This window comes from Sphingomonas sp. IC4-52, from assembly GCF_020707225.1.
Lineage (GTDB): Bacteria > Pseudomonadota > Alphaproteobacteria > Sphingomonadales > Sphingomonadaceae > Sphingomonas.
The window spans coordinates 486,852-502,831 of record NZ_JAJFEU010000002.1 but is presented as its reverse complement, the minus strand read 5'-3'; the positions used below and the strand labels follow the sequence as shown (position 1 = coordinate 502,831).

Annotated in this window: 18 protein-coding genes and 1 tRNA gene; 9 read left to right on the top strand and 10 right to left on the bottom strand. The window is 65.6% G+C overall.

The genetic code is table 11. The annotated features are described in order from the left end of the window. Positions 1 to 672, bottom strand: a complete 672-nt coding sequence (locus LK535_RS08855) for a uracil-DNA glycosylase (RefSeq protein ID WP_321576547.1) — start codon at positions 670 to 672, stop codon at positions 1 to 3. Between the two features lie 203 nt (positions 673 to 875). On the opposite strand from LK535_RS08855, the gene LK535_RS08850 reads away from it, so the two are divergent. From LK535_RS08850 to moaB, 5 genes are read left to right on the top strand one after another with little or no spacing between them, the layout of a single operon-like run. After that, positions 876 to 2,534 (top strand): electron transfer flavoprotein-ubiquinone oxidoreductase, encoded by a 1,659-nt coding sequence (locus LK535_RS08850; RefSeq protein WP_227771521.1) that lies wholly within the window; start codon positions 876 to 878, stop codon positions 2,532 to 2,534. A gap of 4 nt (positions 2,535 to 2,538) precedes the next feature. Continuing rightward, on the top strand, positions 2,539 to 4,119 hold the full coding sequence (locus LK535_RS08845; RefSeq protein ID WP_227771520.1) for a tetratricopeptide repeat protein: 1,581 nt from the start codon (positions 2,539 to 2,541) through the stop codon (positions 4,117 to 4,119). Further along, positions 4,116 to 4,979, top strand: a complete 864-nt coding sequence (locus LK535_RS08840) for a 4-(cytidine 5'-diphospho)-2-C-methyl-D-erythritol kinase (RefSeq protein ID WP_227771519.1) — start codon at positions 4,116 to 4,118, stop codon at positions 4,977 to 4,979. The genes LK535_RS08845 and LK535_RS08840 overlap by 4 nt, the downstream gene beginning before the upstream one ends. Then, positions 4,976 to 5,674, top strand: coding sequence for an enoyl-CoA hydratase/isomerase family protein (locus tag LK535_RS08835; RefSeq protein WP_227771518.1), 699 nt, complete (start codon positions 4,976 to 4,978; stop codon positions 5,672 to 5,674). The genes LK535_RS08840 and LK535_RS08835 overlap by 4 nt, the downstream gene beginning before the upstream one ends. A 31-nt stretch (positions 5,675 to 5,705) precedes the next feature. Continuing rightward, positions 5,706 to 6,233 (top strand): molybdenum cofactor biosynthesis protein B, encoded by a 528-nt coding sequence (moaB, locus tag LK535_RS08830; protein WP_227771517.1) that lies wholly within the window; start codon positions 5,706 to 5,708, stop codon positions 6,231 to 6,233. Positions 6,234 to 6,345: 112 nt separating this feature from the next. Here moaB and LK535_RS08825 read toward each other — a convergent pair. Continuing rightward, positions 6,346 to 6,422: transfer RNA gene (locus LK535_RS08825), tRNA-Pro, on the bottom strand. A 49-nt stretch (positions 6,423 to 6,471) separates the two neighbouring features. Further along, positions 6,472 to 6,777, bottom strand: coding sequence for a putative quinol monooxygenase (locus LK535_RS08820; RefSeq protein WP_227771516.1), 306 nt, complete (start codon positions 6,775 to 6,777; stop codon positions 6,472 to 6,474). 154 nt (positions 6,778 to 6,931) lie between these two features. Between LK535_RS08820 and yajC the strand changes: the two genes are divergently transcribed. From yajC to LK535_RS08800, 4 genes are all read left to right on the top strand, one after another. Then, positions 6,932 to 7,270 carry a preprotein translocase subunit YajC gene (yajC, locus tag LK535_RS08815; protein WP_227771515.1) on the top strand — a complete coding sequence of 113 codons (339 nt, stop codon included), beginning with the start codon at positions 6,932 to 6,934 and terminating at the stop codon, positions 7,268 to 7,270. A 16-nt stretch (positions 7,271 to 7,286) separates the two neighbouring features. Continuing rightward, positions 7,287 to 8,888: a protein translocase subunit SecD gene (secD, locus tag LK535_RS08810; protein ID WP_227771514.1), complete on the top strand. Its 1,602-nt coding sequence runs from the start codon at positions 7,287 to 7,289 to the stop codon at positions 8,886 to 8,888. A 124-nt stretch (positions 8,889 to 9,012) separates the two neighbouring features. After that, positions 9,013 to 9,984: a protein translocase subunit SecF gene (gene secF, locus LK535_RS08805; protein WP_227771513.1), complete on the top strand. Its 972-nt coding sequence runs from the start codon at positions 9,013 to 9,015 to the stop codon at positions 9,982 to 9,984. Positions 9,985 to 9,991: 7 nt separating this feature from the next. Further along, complete coding sequence (locus LK535_RS08800) at positions 9,992 to 10,366, top strand: Mth938-like domain-containing protein (protein ID WP_321576546.1); 375 nt, start codon at positions 9,992 to 9,994, stop codon at positions 10,364 to 10,366. Positions 10,367 to 10,710: 344 nt separating this feature from the next. Here the strand turns inward: LK535_RS08800 and LK535_RS08795 are convergent, their stop codons facing one another. The 7 genes from LK535_RS08795 to LK535_RS08765 form a co-directional block, all read right to left on the bottom strand. After that, the gene (locus tag LK535_RS08795; RefSeq protein WP_227771511.1) at positions 10,711 to 12,018 is read right to left on the bottom strand and encodes a sugar MFS transporter; all 1,308 of its coding nucleotides are present in this window, start codon (positions 12,016 to 12,018) and stop codon (positions 10,711 to 10,713) included. Between the two features lie 61 nt (positions 12,019 to 12,079). Further along, positions 12,080 to 12,742, bottom strand: a complete 663-nt coding sequence (locus LK535_RS08790) for a TIGR02117 family protein (RefSeq protein WP_227771510.1) — start codon at positions 12,740 to 12,742, stop codon at positions 12,080 to 12,082. Between the two features lie 268 nt (positions 12,743 to 13,010). Further along, complete coding sequence (locus tag LK535_RS08785; protein WP_227771509.1) at positions 13,011 to 13,658, bottom strand: hypothetical protein; 648 nt, start codon at positions 13,656 to 13,658, stop codon at positions 13,011 to 13,013. Then, a complete protein-coding gene (locus tag LK535_RS08780) occupies positions 13,651 to 14,145 on the bottom strand; it encodes an ATPase (RefSeq protein WP_227771508.1) in 495 nt (164 codons plus the stop codon). Before LK535_RS08780 ends, LK535_RS08785 begins: the two co-directional genes overlap by 8 nt. 107 nt (positions 14,146 to 14,252) lie before the next feature. Continuing rightward, the gene (locus tag LK535_RS08775; protein WP_046409264.1) at positions 14,253 to 14,480 is read right to left on the bottom strand and encodes a F0F1 ATP synthase subunit C; all 228 of its coding nucleotides are present in this window, start codon (positions 14,478 to 14,480) and stop codon (positions 14,253 to 14,255) included. A 50-nt stretch (positions 14,481 to 14,530) separates the two neighbouring features. After that, positions 14,531 to 15,319, bottom strand: coding sequence for a F0F1 ATP synthase subunit A (locus tag LK535_RS08770; protein WP_227771507.1), 789 nt, complete (start codon positions 15,317 to 15,319; stop codon positions 14,531 to 14,533). A gap of 30 nt (positions 15,320 to 15,349) precedes the next feature. Next, complete coding sequence (locus LK535_RS08765; RefSeq protein ID WP_227771506.1) at positions 15,350 to 15,667, bottom strand: AtpZ/AtpI family protein; 318 nt, start codon at positions 15,665 to 15,667, stop codon at positions 15,350 to 15,352. Positions 15,668 to 15,980 lie beyond the last annotated feature (313 nt).

The following is a 15,980-nucleotide window of genomic DNA, read 5'->3' as shown; positions in this document are numbered from 1 at the left end:
TCACTTCAATCCCCCCATCAGCATCTGCAGATCTTTCCAAGCTTCAGCCTTCAGGACGGGCCTTTCCAACAGCATGCGCGGATGGAAGCTCGCCACGACCTCGCTCTGACTGTCTTTCTTATGGTTAAGTGCGTGCAAACGTCCGCGTGCCTGCATCACATTGGCCGACAGAATCGCACGGCTCGCCGCATCTCCCATCACGAGCAGCCGCTTTGGAGCCGCGAGCGCGACGTGATGACGCGCGATTTCCGCCAGTTGCGATTCCATTTCGCGCGGGAGTCGGCCGGCTGCGGGACGCGCCGCGCAAAGGCTGGCGAGATGAACGTCGTCGCGGCTTCGGCCAATCGCGGCGAGCATACGATCAAACAGCCGCCCCGCGGCGCCGCCCAGCAGCGAATCGGCCGAGTCCCGCTCCGGACAGTCGATGAGAATCATGATGTCGGCGTCCATCGGGCCCGTGGCCGGGACGAGCGGCACGCCCCAGCCCGCCTCAGGCGCCGCAGACCCCGTCCGCCATTCAAGGAGCTCGGCGATCGTCCCCGGCATCGCCACGCCGCCCGAAGCCGGCCCGGCCGTAGCGGCAGCAGGCGGGAGCGCGACTGGCGAAAGCGACGAAACCAGATCCGGCTGCTCAGGAGAAAGCCAGTCAAACGGTTCGTCGCCGACCAGCACATCCACGCCGGCATCGCGCCACCATTCCATTGCGCTTGCCGCGGCTTGCCGCCAATCGATGTTTGGATCTGCCCCCATGTGCACCCACTTAAGCCTGATGGTTGACGTGGCGGTCAATTCGCTCGACAGCCACGAAGGACGGAACGTTGCCGGCATGCGCCCGACTGCGGGGGCGACGGGCGGGTTGGCAGATGGAGAGAATAATGAGCGAACGCGAGTCGATGCCGTATGATGTTGTGATCGTGGGTGCGGGGCCGGCGGGCCTCAGCGCGGCGATCCGGCTCAAACAGCTCGCGGCAGAGAAAGACGCCGAAATTTCGGTCTGCGTGCTCGAAAAGGGCAGCGAAGTCGGTGCACACATCCTGTCGGGCGCGGTGATCGACCCGCGCAGCCTCGACGAACTGCTGCCGAACTGGCGCGAGGACGGCTGCCCGCTGGCCGAAGTGCCGGTCACGCAGAACATCCACTGGGTGCTGAGCCGCAAGGGCAAGTTCAACCTGCCGCACCTGTGGACCCCGCCGTTCCTGCACAACAAGGGTACCTATACCGGCAGCCTCGGCAACCTGTGCCGCTGGCTGGCGGGCAAGGCCGAGGAACTGGGCGTCGAGATTTTCCCGGGCTTCGCCGCGGCCGAGATCCTGTTCAACGAGGACGGCAGCGTGAAGGGCGTCGCGACGGGCGACATGGGCGTGGCGCGCGACGGCACGCGCAAGCCCGATTATCAGCCGGGCCTGGAACTGCATGCGAAATACACCTTCTTCTCCGAGGGGTGCCGTGGGCATCTGTCGAAGGAGCTGATGCGCATTTTCGACCTGCGCGCCGATTGCGATCCGCAGTCCTACGGGCTCGGCATCAAGGAATTGTGGGACATCGATCCCGCGCTGCACGAGCCGGGCAAGGTGATCCACACGCAGGGCTGGCCGCTCAGCGAGAGCGACACCAATGGCGGCGGCTGGATCTATCACCAGGCGAACGGGCAGGTTAGCCTCGGCCTCGTCACCTGGCTGAACTATTCCAACCCGCACGTCTTTCCGTTTGCCGAAATGCAGCGCTGGAAGACGCATCCGGAGATCGCCGCGCTGCTCAAGGGCGGCAAGCGCGTGAGCTATGGCGCGCGCGCAATCAGCGACGGCGGGCTGCAGTCGATCCCGAAGCTCGTCTTCCCGGGCGGCGCGCTGATCGGTGACAGCGCGGGCTTCCTCAACGTGCCGCGGATCAAGGGCACGCACACGTCGATGAAGAGCGGCATGATGGCCGCCGAGGCCGCGGCGGACGCGATCCTGTCGCAGCGGCAGAGCGACGAGCTGGCCGCCTACCCCGCCGCCTTCGAGGCATCGTGGGTGAAGAAGGAGCTGTCGATCGTCCGCAACGTCGCCCCCTTGGTGAAGAAGTTTGGTGACTTCATGGGATCGGGCATCGCCGGCATCGCGATGTGGATGGAGTATCTCGGCCTGAAGTGGCCGTTGACCATGAAGCAGCATGCCGATCACGACACGCTCTGGCGCAAGGACATGGCGAAGAAGATCGACTATCCGAAGCCGGATGGCGTGCTGACCTTTGACCGCCTGTCCTCGGTGTTCCTCTCGAACACCAATCACGAGGAAGATCAGCCGATCCACCTGACGCTGAAAGATCCGGACATTCCGGTTAAGTACGACCTGCCGCTCTATGACGAGCCGGCGCAGCGCTACTGTCCGGCGGGCGTGTACGAGATCGTCGGCGAGGAAACGGGCGATCCGAAGTTCGTGATCAACGCGCAGAATTGCGTCCACTGCAAGACGTGCGACATCAAGGACCCAACGCAGAACATCAACTGGGTGGTGCCCGAGGGCGGCGGTGGCCCGAACTATCCCAACATGTAAGCTGATGGTGCTGGCAGCCGGTGTGGCGCTGGGCGGGTTGTCGCTTCCCGTCCAGGCCGCCACGCCGGACCTGCTGGCCTATCTGCAGGCGCGTGCTGCCGATGGCGACGGGGCAGCGTGGATTGCCGCCAGCCGCTACGCCGATGCCCTGGCGGCAACGCCGGGCGACGTCGGCGTCGCCGCCTTTGCCTATCGTCAGGCGATCGCCGCGGGCGATCTGAAGCTCGCGCTCGAATCGGCTGCCGCGCTCGGCCAGGCTGCACCGGCCGATGCGGACCTGCTGATCCTCGCCAGCGCTGCCGCTCACGAGGATCTCGCCGCCGCCGGGGCCGCCATCGGGCGTCTTGGCAAGAGCCAGCTCGCCGTCCTGGCGCCGCCGCTTGCCGCGTGGCTGGCGTTCGCGAAAGGCGAAGATCCGTTGCCGCTTCTCGCCGCGCCGCACGATGACCCGGTGTCGCGCCGGTTCGCCAGCGAGGCACGCGCCCTGATCCTGGTTGCTAAGGGCCATACCGGTGAGGGGCTCGCCATCCTTCGCGCCGTTCTGGGCAATGCCCAGGCCAGTGAAGACATGAGGATCATCGCCGCGCGGCTGCTAATCGGCATGGGCAAGACTGCCGAGGCGCGGACCCTGCTGATGGGAGACTCGCCGGCCGTCGCGGCGCTGCGCGAACGCACTGGCACCGGAGCGAAGCCCTCGCTCGGCTTCGGCATGTCAGCATTGCTGACGCGGGTGGTGACCGATCTGATCGTCGGCCCGCCCGGCCCATTTCCGCTCACGATGGCACAGGCCGCTGTGGTCGCCGATCCGACCAATGATCGCGCACGGCTGCTGCTCGGCTATACGCTGGGCCGCGCGGGAGAGACAGATCGCGCCCTTGCGACGCTGGCGGCGATCGGCGCGCAGAGCCCCTATGCACAAGCAGCACTCGGCGGACGGATCCAGATCCTCGCGGGTGCCAACCGCACGAACGAAGCGCTCGCTGAGGCAGCCGCACTGGCGAAAAACGGTAACGCCCCTACCCTGCAACGCTATGCCGATCTGTTGATGAGCGCCGATCGGCCGGCCGAAGCAGCGCCGATCTACCGCCGGATCATCGATCAGGCGAAGGAGCGCGCGGACTGGTCCGTCTGGCTGCAATATGGCGCGGCGCTGGACGAAGCCGGGGACTGGCCGCGTGCCCGGCGCGCGCTGGCAGAGGCGGTGAGGCTTGCCCCGGAGGAGCCGCTGGCGCTCAATTATCTCGGTTATGCGCAGATCGTTCATGGGGAGCCGGTCGGCCCGGCCCAGGCGCTGCTGGAAAAAGCGAGCCGGCTGAAGCCCGAGGATGCCGCGATCACCGACTCACTCGGCTGGGCTTATTATCTGTCCGGGGAGCCGAAGCGCGCCCTGCCGCTGATCGAGCAAGCCGCCGCGGCCTCACCGACCGACCTGGAAGTGAACGAGCATCTGGGCGACGTTTACTGGGCAGTCGGCCGGCGCTTTGCCGCCCGTTATGCCTGGCGAGCAGCGCAATTGGCGGCGGACTCGGAAAGCGCAGCGCGCCTTTCCGCCAAGATCGAACACGGACCAACATCGCGCCCATGAATCAGATAACTGCGATCGTGGAGCCGGCACCGGCAAAGCTGAACCTTGCCCTGCACGTCCGCCGTCGGCGGCCGGATGGCTATCACGACATTGAAACGCTGTTCGCCTTTTGCCGTGACGGCGATCTGGTGACGCTTTCGGACGCAGCCGAGGATCGGTTCCGTATCACCGGGCCGTTCGCCAAAGCCCTGGCGGCAGGCGCGAGCGACAGCGCTCCTGCACCGGCGCTGGACGACAATCTCGTGATCCGCGCGCTCCATGCCTTCCGGGCCTGTTTCGGCATTGATGATCGGCACGACATCATGCTGGAAAAGAACCTGCCGGTCGCATCTGGCATCGGCGGCGGATCCGCCGATGCCGCCGCCACGCTTCGCGCGCTCGCGCGGCGGCACGACATTGCGGCCGACGACCCGCGCCTGATCGAGATGGCCGCAGGCCTCGGGGCGGACGTGCCGGCCTGCCTGTCCGGCCGGACTGCATTCGGTACCGGCAAGGGCGACGCATTGATCCCGGTCAATCAATGGCAGGACACACCGGTTCTCTTGGTGAACCCGGGCGTTGGCGTATCCACCGCGTCCGTCTTCGGCGGTTGGGATGGCGTGGATCGCGGTGCGCTTGATCCCAAGGCGCCGTGGGAAGGCCGCAATGATCTTGAGCCCCCTGCACGCGCGGTCGCTCCGGTGATCGCTGACGTCGTGGCACTGCTCCGCGCACAACCAGGCGTGACGCTGGCACGAATGTCGGGCTCCGGCGCCACCTGCTTTGCATTGTTCGAGCGGGGGGAGGATCGCGACCGGGCGTATGAGGGCATTGGCGCCGCCGCACCGGGATGGTGGCAGCTGGCGACGACCTTGTCATGATCAGCCTAGATCAGGACGCCGGGGTGGTCCGGCTGACGATGGATCGCCCGGAGCGGCGCAACGCCATGGGTACGGCGCATTGGCTGGCACTGGCGGACGCCGTCGGCTGCATCCCCGCCGATGCGGCGGTGGTGCTGCTTCGCTCGGCGGTGCCCGGCACCTTCTCGGCCGGGGCCGACCTCAGCGAAATAGCGCATTTGGCCGACTCGCCGGAGGGACGCGCGCCGTTCCGCCTCGCGCTGCGCGCCGCGGCCGATGCACTCGCGGCCTTGCCGATGCCGGTTGTCGCCGCGATCGAGGGCGGCTGTCATGGGGCGGGATTTGCCCTGGCGCTGGCTGCGGACCTGCGGGTTGCCAGCGAAGCCGCAAGTTTCGCTATTCCGCCAGCGCGGCTCGGGATCGGCTATCCCGCCGAAGATCTCGGCCGGTTGTCCGCGCTGATCGGCCCCGGCCAGGCGGCACGACTGTTGTTCACTGCCGAGACGATCGACGCTGCGGAAGCCGTGCGAATCGGATTGGTGGAAATGATCGGGAGCGGCGACGCCGTGACGAAGGCAATTGCCGGCAACGATCCGGGCGCGCTGGTGATGCTGAAGGCGATGCTACGCGATCCCGGGAACCCCGCACATGGCCGAGCCTTTGAGGACAGTTTCGGCAGCGCCCGGTTCCGCAGCGGAACGCAACGCTATCGTTGATCCGGCAGGCTACGCGCGCAATATCGCGGCCATGCCGATCGACCAGAGCCTGCCCTTCCTTCCGGTGCGCATTGCCGTGCTGACCGTTTCCGACACCCGCGGCCTGGCCGAGGATCGATCCGGCGACACGCTGGTCGCACGCCTTTCCGAGGCAGGTCACATTCTCGCCGGCCGCCAGATCCTGCGCGACGATGCGGACATGATCGTCGCCCAGCTGCATGCGTGGATCGAGGACGAGGCGATCGACTGCATCATCACCACCGGCGGGACGGGGGTAACTGGGCGCGACGTCACGCCCGAGGCCGTCGAGCGAGTCGCGGACAAGATGATCCCGGGCTTTGGCGAACTGTTCCGCTGGCTCTCGTACCAGACGATCGGAACCTCCACCGTCCAGTCGCGCGCCTGCGCCTGTGTGGCGCGCGGCACCTACATCTTCGCCCTGCCGGGATCGACGGGCGCGGTGAAGGACGGGTGGGACGGCATATTGCGCGACCAGCTCGATAGCCGGCACAGGCCATGCAACTTCGTGGAACTGATGCCGCGCCTGATGGAGCGGTAAGTCGCCAACCAACGCGTGTCGCGGGCCTGAGTGGGAGACCGCGAACGGGTGGGAATATGCGACCGTATTTGGGGAAGCCGGCCCGCTCTGGGGACTTGCCGGCTGTAATCTCTGGTCGGGGCGACAGGATTCGAACCTGCGACCCCCACACCCCCAGTGTGATGCGCTACCAGGCTGCGCTACGCCCCGACCGAGGGGGGCGCCTGTACGCGGCGCGCCCCCATTATGCAAGCGGCGATCAGATCAGCTTGCGCCAATGCTGCCCGTCCCACGCGTCAATGGACATCGCACTGGGCGAATGTTCGCGCAAAGCGCGCCCGAACGCCTTCTGATGATCGGCCTGGCCGTGGGCGGCGAGTGCTTCGGGGCTGGCCCAACGCTCGGCCACGCGCACCAGATCGGGATCGGCCGCATCGAAGGCAAAGCTATATTCCTCGCATCCTTCTTCGGTCCGTACCGTCGCGGCGTGGTCGGCCATCAGCTTCGCGGCCTTTGCCCCCTCGCCGGCGCCCAGCTTGATCGTGCCCATTACCAGGATCGTCATTCACCTCTCCTCTCGCCTGTGCCCTATCGCGGGCCAGCTGACCCCTCACGTACCTGCGCCGGCGAGTTGCGCCAAGGGCGCAGCAATGTTAGCGGCGCAGGCTTCCCGTGGGGCTCTTTCCGGGCGCCCCGACCCATGTGCACGCAAGGACGGCATGTTCATTTCCCCAGCTTACGCCCAAACGGCAGGCGGCGCCGGAGCAGAGGGCGGTTTGGCCGGCTTCATCAGCCTCGCGCCGCTCGTTCTCGTCTTCATCGTCTTCTATTTTCTGATGATCCGGCCGCAGCAGCGCCGGATGAAGGCGCTGCAAAGTGCTGTTGCCGCTGTGAAGAAGGGCGACACCGTCGTCACCGCAGGCGGCGTGGTCGGCAAGGTGACCAAAGTCGAAGAACAGTTCGTCGAGGTCGAGATCGCGCCGAACACCCGCATCAAGGTCGTCAAGGCGACCCTCGCCGAGGTGACGGCGCTCGGCTCCAAGCCGGCGAACGACTAAGAACTGGGCCGCCAACATGCTCGATTTCCCGCGCTGGAAGGTTGCCTCGATCTGGCTCACGATCGCCGTGCTGTGCGCGCTGGCGATTCCCAGTCTGATCCCGCAGCGCATCACCGATCAGTGGGGTATCAACCTGCCCCGCATCAACCTGGGGCTGGACCTCGCCGGCGGCAGCTACCTGCTGCTCGAGGCCGACGTGAACGACGTCGCCTCCAACCGCCTGGAGGCGATGCGCGAGCAGGTGCAGACGGAAATGCGCCGGCAGGATCCGCGGATCGAGATCGGCGACATTTCGACGCGCGGCGGCCGCCTTTCCTTCCTGCTGCGTGACCCGTCGCAGGTCGACGCCGCACGCGAGCGCCTGCTGGCGATCACCGGCGGCGGCGTAGGCATGACCGGCCAGCGCGAGTGGGACATCCAGGTGGTCGATTCGAGCCGCCTGGTGCTGACCCCGACACCGGCCGGCCTGAACCAGGCCGTGGACACCGCCATGGGCGACGCCACCGAAGTGGTTCGCCGCCGTATCGACGAGCTTGGCACCCGCGAGCCGACGATCATCCGCCAGGGCTCGAACCGCATCGTCGTCCAGGTCCCCGGCCTGCAGAACCCCCAGGCGCTGAAGGACCTGCTGGGCAAGACCGCCAAGCTCGAATTCAAGCTGGTGGACGAGACGGCAACGCCGCAGCAGCTTGCCAGCAAGCAAGCTCCGGCCGGCAGCCAAGTGCTTGCCTACCCCACCAACCCCAGCGGCATCCCGCTGATCGCCGTGAAGCGCTCCGCAATCATCACGGGCGACCAGCTCAGCGATGCGCGTATGGAGTTCAGCCAGCAGACCAACGAGCCGCAGGTCGCGATCACCTTCGATAGCCAGGGCGGGCGCAAGTTCGCGCGGGTGACTCAGGAGAATGTGAACAAGCCGTTCGCGATCATCCTGGACAATCAGGTCATCTCGGCCCCCAACATCAACGAACCGATCACCGGCGGCCGCGCCCAGATCTCGGGCAGCTTCACCACCGAAAGCGCCAATGCGCTCGCCATCGCACTGCGTTCGGGCAAGCTGCCGGTGGCGCTGAAGGTCGTGGAGGAGTCGACTGTCGGTCCTGACCTCGGCGCCGAATCGATCAAGGCGGGTATCCTCGCGTCGGCAGTTGCCGTGGCGCTGGTCGTCGCCTTCATGCTGGTCACTTATGGCCGGTTCGGCGTTTACGCGAACCTCGCCGTCGTCATCAATGTGTTCGTCATTGTCGGCGTTCTGGCGCTGATCGGCGGTACGCTGACGCTGCCTGGCATTGCCGGCTTCGTGCTGACCATCGGCACCGCGGTGGACGCCAACGTGCTGATCAACGAGCGCATCCGCGAAGAGCGGCATCGCGGGCGGTCAGTGGTGCAGGCGGTTGAACTCGGCTATTCCGAAGCCAGCCGCACGATCTTCGAGGCGAACATGACGCACGCGATTTCGGGCATCATCATGTTCCTGCTCGGCTCTGGCCCGGTGAAGGGCTTTGCCGTGGTGCTGTTGATCGGCATTGCCACCAGCGTGTTCACGGCCGTGCTGTTCACCCGGATGCTGACGGCCGGCTGGCTGCGTCGGAACAAGCCGAAGACGATCAACATATGATCGCTGCGCCAACCGCCTCTATTATCCCTGCACTCGCGGGGATCCCTGTTTCCGGACGGCGGGGCCCTGATCAGGGCCTGACGCCTCCGGGTTCCCGCCGCGGCGGGAATGACGGAAGATTGCCATGCGCCTGCTGAAACTCGTCCCCGACCATACCAACATCGATTTCGTCCGCCTGCGCGGCTGGGCGTTCGGCCTGACGCTGATCCTGTCGGTGCTGGCCATCGGCATAACCTTCGCAAAGGGGCTGAACTTCGGCGTCGATTTCGAAGGTGGCCTGATGATCGAGGAGCGGTTCGTGACACCGCCCGATCTTGATCGCCTGCGCGAAGTCGTGGACGCCCAGGGGCTCGGCGAGGCATCGCTGCAGCAGTTCGGTGATCCGCGTACGCTCACCATCCGCCTGCCAATCCAGGAAGGCGCGGACGAAGGGGCGACGAACGCGGCCGTAAAGAAGGTCGAGACGGCAATTGCTCAGGCGTTTCCGGGCGCGACCTTCAATCGCTATTCCACCATCTCGGGCAAGGTCTCCGGCGAGCTGATCCGCAACGGCGTGCTCGCCGTGGTCCTCTCGATTCTGGGCATCGGCCTGTTCGCGATCGTGCGTTTCGAATGGCAGTTCGGCGTGTCGACCATCGCGGCGATCGTGCACGATCTTCTGATGACGTTGGGCTTCTTCGCGCTGACCCAGTTCGAGTTCGACCTCAACATCGTCGCCGCGGTGCTGACCATCGTCGGCTATTCGATCAACGACAAGATCGTCATCGACGACCGCATTCGCGAAAACATGCGCCGCTATCGCAAGATGGACATGCGCGAGATCGTGAACCTGTCGGTCAACGAAACGCTGCCGCGTACGGTGATGACCTCCGTCACCATCCTGCTGGCTCTGGGGGCGCTTCTGTTCCTGGGCGGTCACGTGCTGCGCGGGTTCACCGCAGCAATGATCCTGGGCATCGTGGTCGGCACTTATTCGTCGATCTACGTTTCATCCTCCCTGCTCATCACCCTGGGCCTGCGCGCCAATCCCGCGCCTGAAAAGGTGAACCGCGCCGGCATCGAGAATGCCGAGCGGATCGCGCCGCGCGGGGAGTGACACGGCCGTGAAGATCAACCGCGAACGAGACGCCGGGGGGCCGATCATTCGCGGTTTCACGCGCACCGGATTCCGCCTGGACGAGGCAACCGTGATGGACGCGGTGATGCTCACCGTGGCGGAGGCACAGCCCTGGGCTCCCCCGCCCCTGCAAACGCTGGATGAGGCGGCGCTGGCGCCCATCCTGGATCCAGCGCCCGAGTTCATCCTGATCGGAACCGGCCAGATGCTGGCCCACCCCCCTCGTGCACTCGTCCGGGCTCTGGAAGAGCGCGGCATCGGCGTGGAAGCCATGGACAGCCGGGCGGCTGCGAAGGCTTGGGGCGTGCTGCGTGGTGAAGGGCGGCAGATTGCCGCCGCGCTCTACCCTCTAGACGCCTGAGCTGCCTGGGCGGCGCTAGCGAGCGCCGCTTTCCACCAGCGCCGGGCCGTTGGCGCGATCTAGGCGCCCGGACGCGGGATAATGGCCCGGTCACGATCGTCGATGCGTTCGACGGGGATCTGAGCGCGGGCGGGCACGTCCGAGCCCGCGAACCTGCGGCCTCACCTGCTGCCGGCCTTTAAACCAGCCTGAAGCCTCTCAAACGATCTCACCCCGGAACTGGTTCGGCATTTCGCGCTCCTTCTTGCAACAGGAAGCGCGATGCCGGCCAGCGCCGGGGTGAAGATCAGATGGTCGTTTGGCGGACGAGCCTCTTCGAGGCTCGCCCTTCAGGCAGGCGGTGCTTAGGCGGGCACTGCCGGCCGGCGGGCGTAGATGCCAAAGCTGGCGATCACCGCATAGCAGATCACCGGCAGCGCAAGCGCGAGGGCAAGGCTGCCCGAGACATCCGCCAGAGTGCCATATAGCGGCGGAACCACGGCTCCGCCAACAATGGCGGTGGCGATGACGCCGGAGCCCTCAGCGGCGCGCTTCCCCAGCCCTTCGGACGCCAGGCTGAAGATGGTCGGGAACATGATCGAGTTCGCCAGACCAACCGCGATCAGGGCCCAGCCCGCAGCCGTGCCGCTCGCATTGGCGGAGAACAGCAGAAGCGCGATGGCAACGGAACCGGCGGTCGCGAGCACCTTGCCGGGCGAGATGACGCGCAGGATTGCGGAGCCGACGAAGCGACCCAGCAGCGCGCCACCCCAATAAAAGGGCACGTAGTTGCCGGCGGTTTCAAGCGGCACGTTCCACACCGTGGGCTGCGCCAGGTACACGACGAGGTTTGATCCGATCGCCACCTCTGCACCGACGTACAGGAAGATGCACGCGACGCCGAAGGCGAAGCGCGGACGCGAGAGCAACGTGAGCGCGTGGAAGATCGAGCCGGTCTGATCCTGCTCCTCCTGCAGCCGGTTCCGCCGCGTCCACACCACACCCGCAATCACCAGCAGCGCCACGGCGAGACCGATGTAGGTATGGACGATCGCGCGCGATGCTTCGACGCGATAAGCGTCGAGCGCCGGCCCGCTCAAGGTTGCGGCACTGACGCCGGCCAGGCTGCCGAGGATCAGCGTGGAGCCGACCCGCGGAAAGATCGTGGTGCCCAGCGAGTTAAATGCCTGAGCGAAGGTCAGACGGCTGTGGGCCGTACGAGGCGGTCCGAGCAGCGAAATCAGCGGGTTGGCAACGACCTGGACCACGGTGATGCCAGCGCCCAGCACGAAGAGCGCCAACAGGAACATACCGAAGGTGGCCGAGCTGGATGCCGGAATGAAGAGCAGGCAGCCGACGGTCATCAGAACCAGCCCGAGCGTCGCCGTGCGCATGTAACCGGCCCGGCGGACCACCGCGGCGGCGGGCAAGGAGAACAGCAGATACGCCAGGAAGAACGCCGAGTTGACGAGATTCGCCTGAGCATGGCTGAGCGTGAACAGCTCCTGCAGCTTTGGCATCACGATATCGTTCAGGCTGGTGATGCCGCCAAAGATGAAGAACAGCGCAAACACGAACCAGCGCAGATCCGGCGCATCGACATAGGTGCCGCCGGCTCCCTCCGTCTCCTGAGCCGCGCTGTTGGCGTTGGTCGCGCCCTGGGCAAATGCCATCGAATAAATCCCCTCCGAGAACGTGTAACCGTTTACCGCGAAAAATCCGCGGGGCAACGCGTCAGGCATAAGGCGCGTACCACCATTGCACGGTGGCGGGGAACGGGGTCCACACGCCCGTCCTGATCCCGGCGAAACGCAGTGCGTCGCCTATCCAGGTGTTGCAGGTATGGACTGCACTGTAGCGGCCATGTGCCTGATAAAAGGCGTCATTGCCGAAATAGCCGCGGTGACGCTCGCCACCGGGGACGAGCGACGCTTGAACATAGGCGACGAGACGTCGGTATTCTGCCGGCCTGACCACGAGACGGCGGACATCGGACCCACGCGGAGGCGCTGGCACATGATCCACGTGGACGAGCGTGCGATCACTGCCAAGTGCAGCGGCGAGCACCGTCTGCAGCTTCAGATCGGCCCAGGTGGGGGTCTGCAGATAGAAGTCCTGCTCGCCCCAGCCCACCGACATATGGTCGTGACCGCCAAAGCGCGGATCCGCCAAATCATCGATAGGAAAGAGGCGCCGTAAGTTAACCCCGGCGGCCTGCTTCGGCATGATGATACCAACGTGGACGCCGTTGGATTCCACGAAGAGCGTGATGCCATGCTGCGGCTCAGACCACGCAGCGTTCGCGGGGATCGCGCCAGCGATGAAGCCGCCCGCCGGATAGGCTGCAATCGCGACCAAGATGGTGGCGGAGATGATGCCGACGTTTGGGAGGCGCACTCCGGAAGCGTAGCACTCCGTCGCGCTGGCAGCCACTTTCCCGTCGTCTTCTTGACCTTGCGAGGTGCCCGAGATCGCGCCGCGGCACCAGCGAGGCCACGGCGAGCAGCGTCACGTTATCAACTGGGCTGCCCGGCGCTCAAGATTCCCTGGCTGACGATAGCGGCCTCACCGTGCGCCTCACGCTTCAATGCCGGCAATCACGCGAGACAGCAAAAAGGCCGCGCCATAAAGACGCGGCCTCATTGAAGCTCTGATGAGCGGATGGTCAGTTCGGACGGCCGATCCCGGAGATCGTCCGGTTGATCAGCGCGCGATCCGCTTCCGCGCCGTGGCGCTCCGCAATCAGCGTCGCGGCTGCGTTGGCAGCGGCAACCGCGGTCTTTGCACGAACCTCGTTGAGCGCGGCACGCTCCGCAGCGGCGATCTTGTCCTCGGCCATTTTGGCACGGCGCTGAACCAGTTCCTCCGCGTCCGACTTGGCCTTGGCGATGATGACTTCCGCTTCATGATTGGCCTGAGCGGCCATTTCACCGGCCGTCTTCTCTGCATCGGCAATCTTGCGCGCATACTCATCGCGCAGCGCCTCTGCCTCGGCCCGAAGTGCCTTGGCCTCGTCCAGCTGGCGACGGATGTCGGCGATCTGACGATCCAGCCCGCCCACAATCAGCGCCGGGACCTTCTTCCAGATCAGGATCGCGATCAGCACGATCATCGCCAGCGACACCCAGACGGTGCCGTTCAGGCCAAGCAGCGCCGGATCGACGTGATGGTCAGGGCCACCCTCGGCAATGCTGGTGCCCAGCGCCTCGGTACCCTCAGCGCTCATGCCCTCTGCCTCGGCGGCATGAGCGAGATTCTGCGCCACCTGGGCAGAGCCACCCGCGGCAGCACTCAGGATGATGAACTCAGCCATGTGCCATCGCCGCCTTTACGGCGCCCCTTGCTTCATCGGCCGACACCTGCACGCCGGAAACGCGCGCCACGATGTCCTGCGTGGCTTCCGCCGCAACCGCCTCGATCTCGTCGAGGGCGCGCTGGGTGGCCGCCTTGATATTCGCCTCAGCTGCTGCGATCCGCTGCGCCTGTTCCTGGCCGGCGGCGTTCAGCGTCTCTTCGCTTGCCTTGGCAGCACGCTGACGTGCCTCCGCGACGAGCGCTTGAGCCTTCTCGCGATTGGCTTGGTCGCGCACGCGCCAGTCCGCCTCGACCTTGTCGGCTTCGTCACGCGCAGCGGATGCCGCGGCGAGATCAGCAGCAATCGAATGATCGCGTGCGTCGATCGTCTTCTGCACCTTGGGCAGCATGCCACGGCCGACGACGAAGAACACAACACCGAACGTGACGACGAGCCAGAACAGCTGCGACGCCCAGGTTGCGGCAAGTTGGGAGATCTGAGGCATCTTGAACCCTTAACCTCCCGACCGTTCGCGCCCGCCCGCCCCAGCCGCCGCTCGGTGCCGAGCGGGACGGGTGAGAACCGCGCGAACGGCGGAGGATTGGTATCCTGTTAGGCGACGAAAACCAGGATCATCGCCACGACGAACGAGAGCAGACCGAGAAGCTCGGCACCGGCGAAGCCGATGAAGAGACGGCCCTGCTGTGCGTCCGCCGCACCCGGGTTGCGCAGCGCGCCTTCGAGGAACTTGCCGAACACGTTGCCCACGCCGAGCGAGGCAAGGCCCGCGCCCACAGCGGCAAGACCGGCGCCGAGCAGCTTTGCGGCTTCTGCGTCCATTTCAGTAACTCCCTATCAAAATCAAAAGGTTGGATTGAACAGTACGAGACTTAGTGCAGATTGACCGCGTCGTTCAGATACAGCGAGGTCAACAGCGCGAAGACGTAGGCCTGGATACCGGCAACCAGCAGTTCCAGGGCGGAAATGCCGACCATCAGGCCGAAGGACGGAATACCGACCAGCAGACCGATCCCAGCGCCGGCATTGCCAGCGTTGATCACGAAGCCCGCCAGCACCTTCAGCAGCACGTGGCCAGCCGTCATGGCGACGAACAGTCGCAGGCCAAGGCTGAACGGACGCACCATGAACGAGACAAACTCGATCAGGGGAATGACCGGCAGCAGCCACCACGGCGTGCCATGCGGCACAAAGAGGCTGAAGAAGTGCAGGCCATGGCGCCAGAAGCCGACCACCAGAACGATCGCGAAGCTCAAGATCGCGAGAATGCCGGTGATGGTGAAGTGGCTGGTGAAAGTGAACGGATGCACGCCGACCACGCCCAGCGGCATAAGGCCGAGCACGTTGGCAAACAGGATGAACATGAAAAGCGAGAAGACGTAAGGGACGTACCGCTTCCCTTCCGGCCCGATATTCGACGCCAGCATGTTGTCGATGAAGCGCACGACGCTTTCGACCATCACCTGGCCGCGCGTCGGGATCAGCTTGCCCTTGGTGCCGAGCGCCATGAAGGCAATCAGCCCCACCGCAGCCACCGCCATCCACATCGCCGAATTGGTAAAGGCGATGTTGTAGCCGGCAATCTGCCAGTCCTGGGTGCCGAACAACGGCTCAACCAGGAACTGGTGCATCGGATCGATCTTGCCGCCGCCTTCCGCCACGCCTGTTTCCCTTAACGAAAGCGCCCGAGCTTACTTCGGGCGCTGACTAGAAATCCGAATGATGTTTCTGAACGCAACGATCGTCCCGAGGGCGAGCATCACGAGCAGACCCCAGGGCTGCGTACCCGCGAATCGGTCGATTACCCAACCGATCAGCGCGCCGCCGACCATCCCACCAATCAGTTCGGCCAAAACGCGGTTTCCGAGGCGATAGCCGCCATCGGATTCCGCCTTGCCCGCCCCTGCTCGGTGCGCCTCGTCCGCCTGCGCCGCCTTCAACCGCTCATCAAGCGAGGAGAGACGTGCATCGGTGCCGAGGGTGTCTGGTCCGGGCTCGTTTTCTGCCATCCACGCGTCCCCCAAGTGTTTTTGGGCAGGCGCAAGGAAGCCAAGTGGCGAGCCCGCCAAGGCGCCGTCCGGTTAGCCGGGGGGTCCGGGGGTGTCAACACTTGCGCAACCTTCCGTCACACTGCCGAAAGGGGCGGGCGCCCCGATCTGCGTGGTTCCGAAGGGCGCAGAGACCGCGGTCCACCGGCGAGCGCATGGCCCGGGCGGCCGTTCCAAAATGGGAGAAGCGCGGCGAACCAATCGGCAATGCCGGGTCGCCGCAGAAGTGCGCGCGGGTGCTGAGCGCCTTAGGCTTAAATAGGAGCCCAGCGAT

Excerpts from the sequence above, each read along its gene's own strand:
- LK535_RS08795 (WP_227771511.1), bottom strand. The coding sequence starts at position 12,018 with ATGGCATTTGCCCAGGGCGCGACCAACGCCAACAGCGCGGCTCAGGAG.
- LK535_RS08840 (WP_227771519.1), top strand. The coding sequence starts at position 4,116 with ATGAATCAGATAACTGCGATCGTGGAGCCGGCACCGGCAAAGCTGAAC.
- LK535_RS08780 (WP_227771508.1), bottom strand. The coding sequence starts at position 14,145 with ATGCCTCAGATCTCCCAACTTGCCGCAACCTGGGCGTCGCAGCTGTTC.
- LK535_RS08775 (WP_046409264.1), bottom strand. The coding sequence starts at position 14,480 with ATGGACGCAGAAGCCGCAAAGCTGCTCGGCGCCGGTCTTGCCGCTGTG.
- LK535_RS08850 (WP_227771521.1), top strand. The coding sequence starts at position 876 with ATGAGCGAACGCGAGTCGATGCCGTATGATGTTGTGATCGTGGGTGCG.
- LK535_RS08765 (WP_227771506.1), bottom strand. The coding sequence starts at position 15,667 with ATGGCAGAAAACGAGCCCGGACCAGACACCCTCGGCACCGATGCACGT.
- LK535_RS08835 (WP_227771518.1), top strand. The coding sequence starts at position 4,976 with ATGATCAGCCTAGATCAGGACGCCGGGGTGGTCCGGCTGACGATGGAT.
- moaB (WP_227771517.1), top strand. The coding sequence starts at position 5,706 with ATGCCGATCGACCAGAGCCTGCCCTTCCTTCCGGTGCGCATTGCCGTG.
- LK535_RS08785 (WP_227771509.1), bottom strand. The coding sequence starts at position 13,658 with ATGGCTGAGTTCATCATCCTGAGTGCTGCCGCGGGTGGCTCTGCCCAG.
- LK535_RS08845 (WP_227771520.1), top strand. The coding sequence starts at position 2,539 with ATGGTGCTGGCAGCCGGTGTGGCGCTGGGCGGGTTGTCGCTTCCCGTC.
- yajC (WP_227771515.1), top strand. The coding sequence starts at position 6,932 with ATGTTCATTTCCCCAGCTTACGCCCAAACGGCAGGCGGCGCCGGAGCA.
- LK535_RS08820 (WP_227771516.1), bottom strand. The coding sequence starts at position 6,777 with ATGACGATCCTGGTAATGGGCACGATCAAGCTGGGCGCCGGCGAGGGG.
- secD (WP_227771514.1), top strand. The coding sequence starts at position 7,287 with ATGCTCGATTTCCCGCGCTGGAAGGTTGCCTCGATCTGGCTCACGATC.
- secF (WP_227771513.1), top strand. The coding sequence starts at position 9,013 with ATGCGCCTGCTGAAACTCGTCCCCGACCATACCAACATCGATTTCGTC.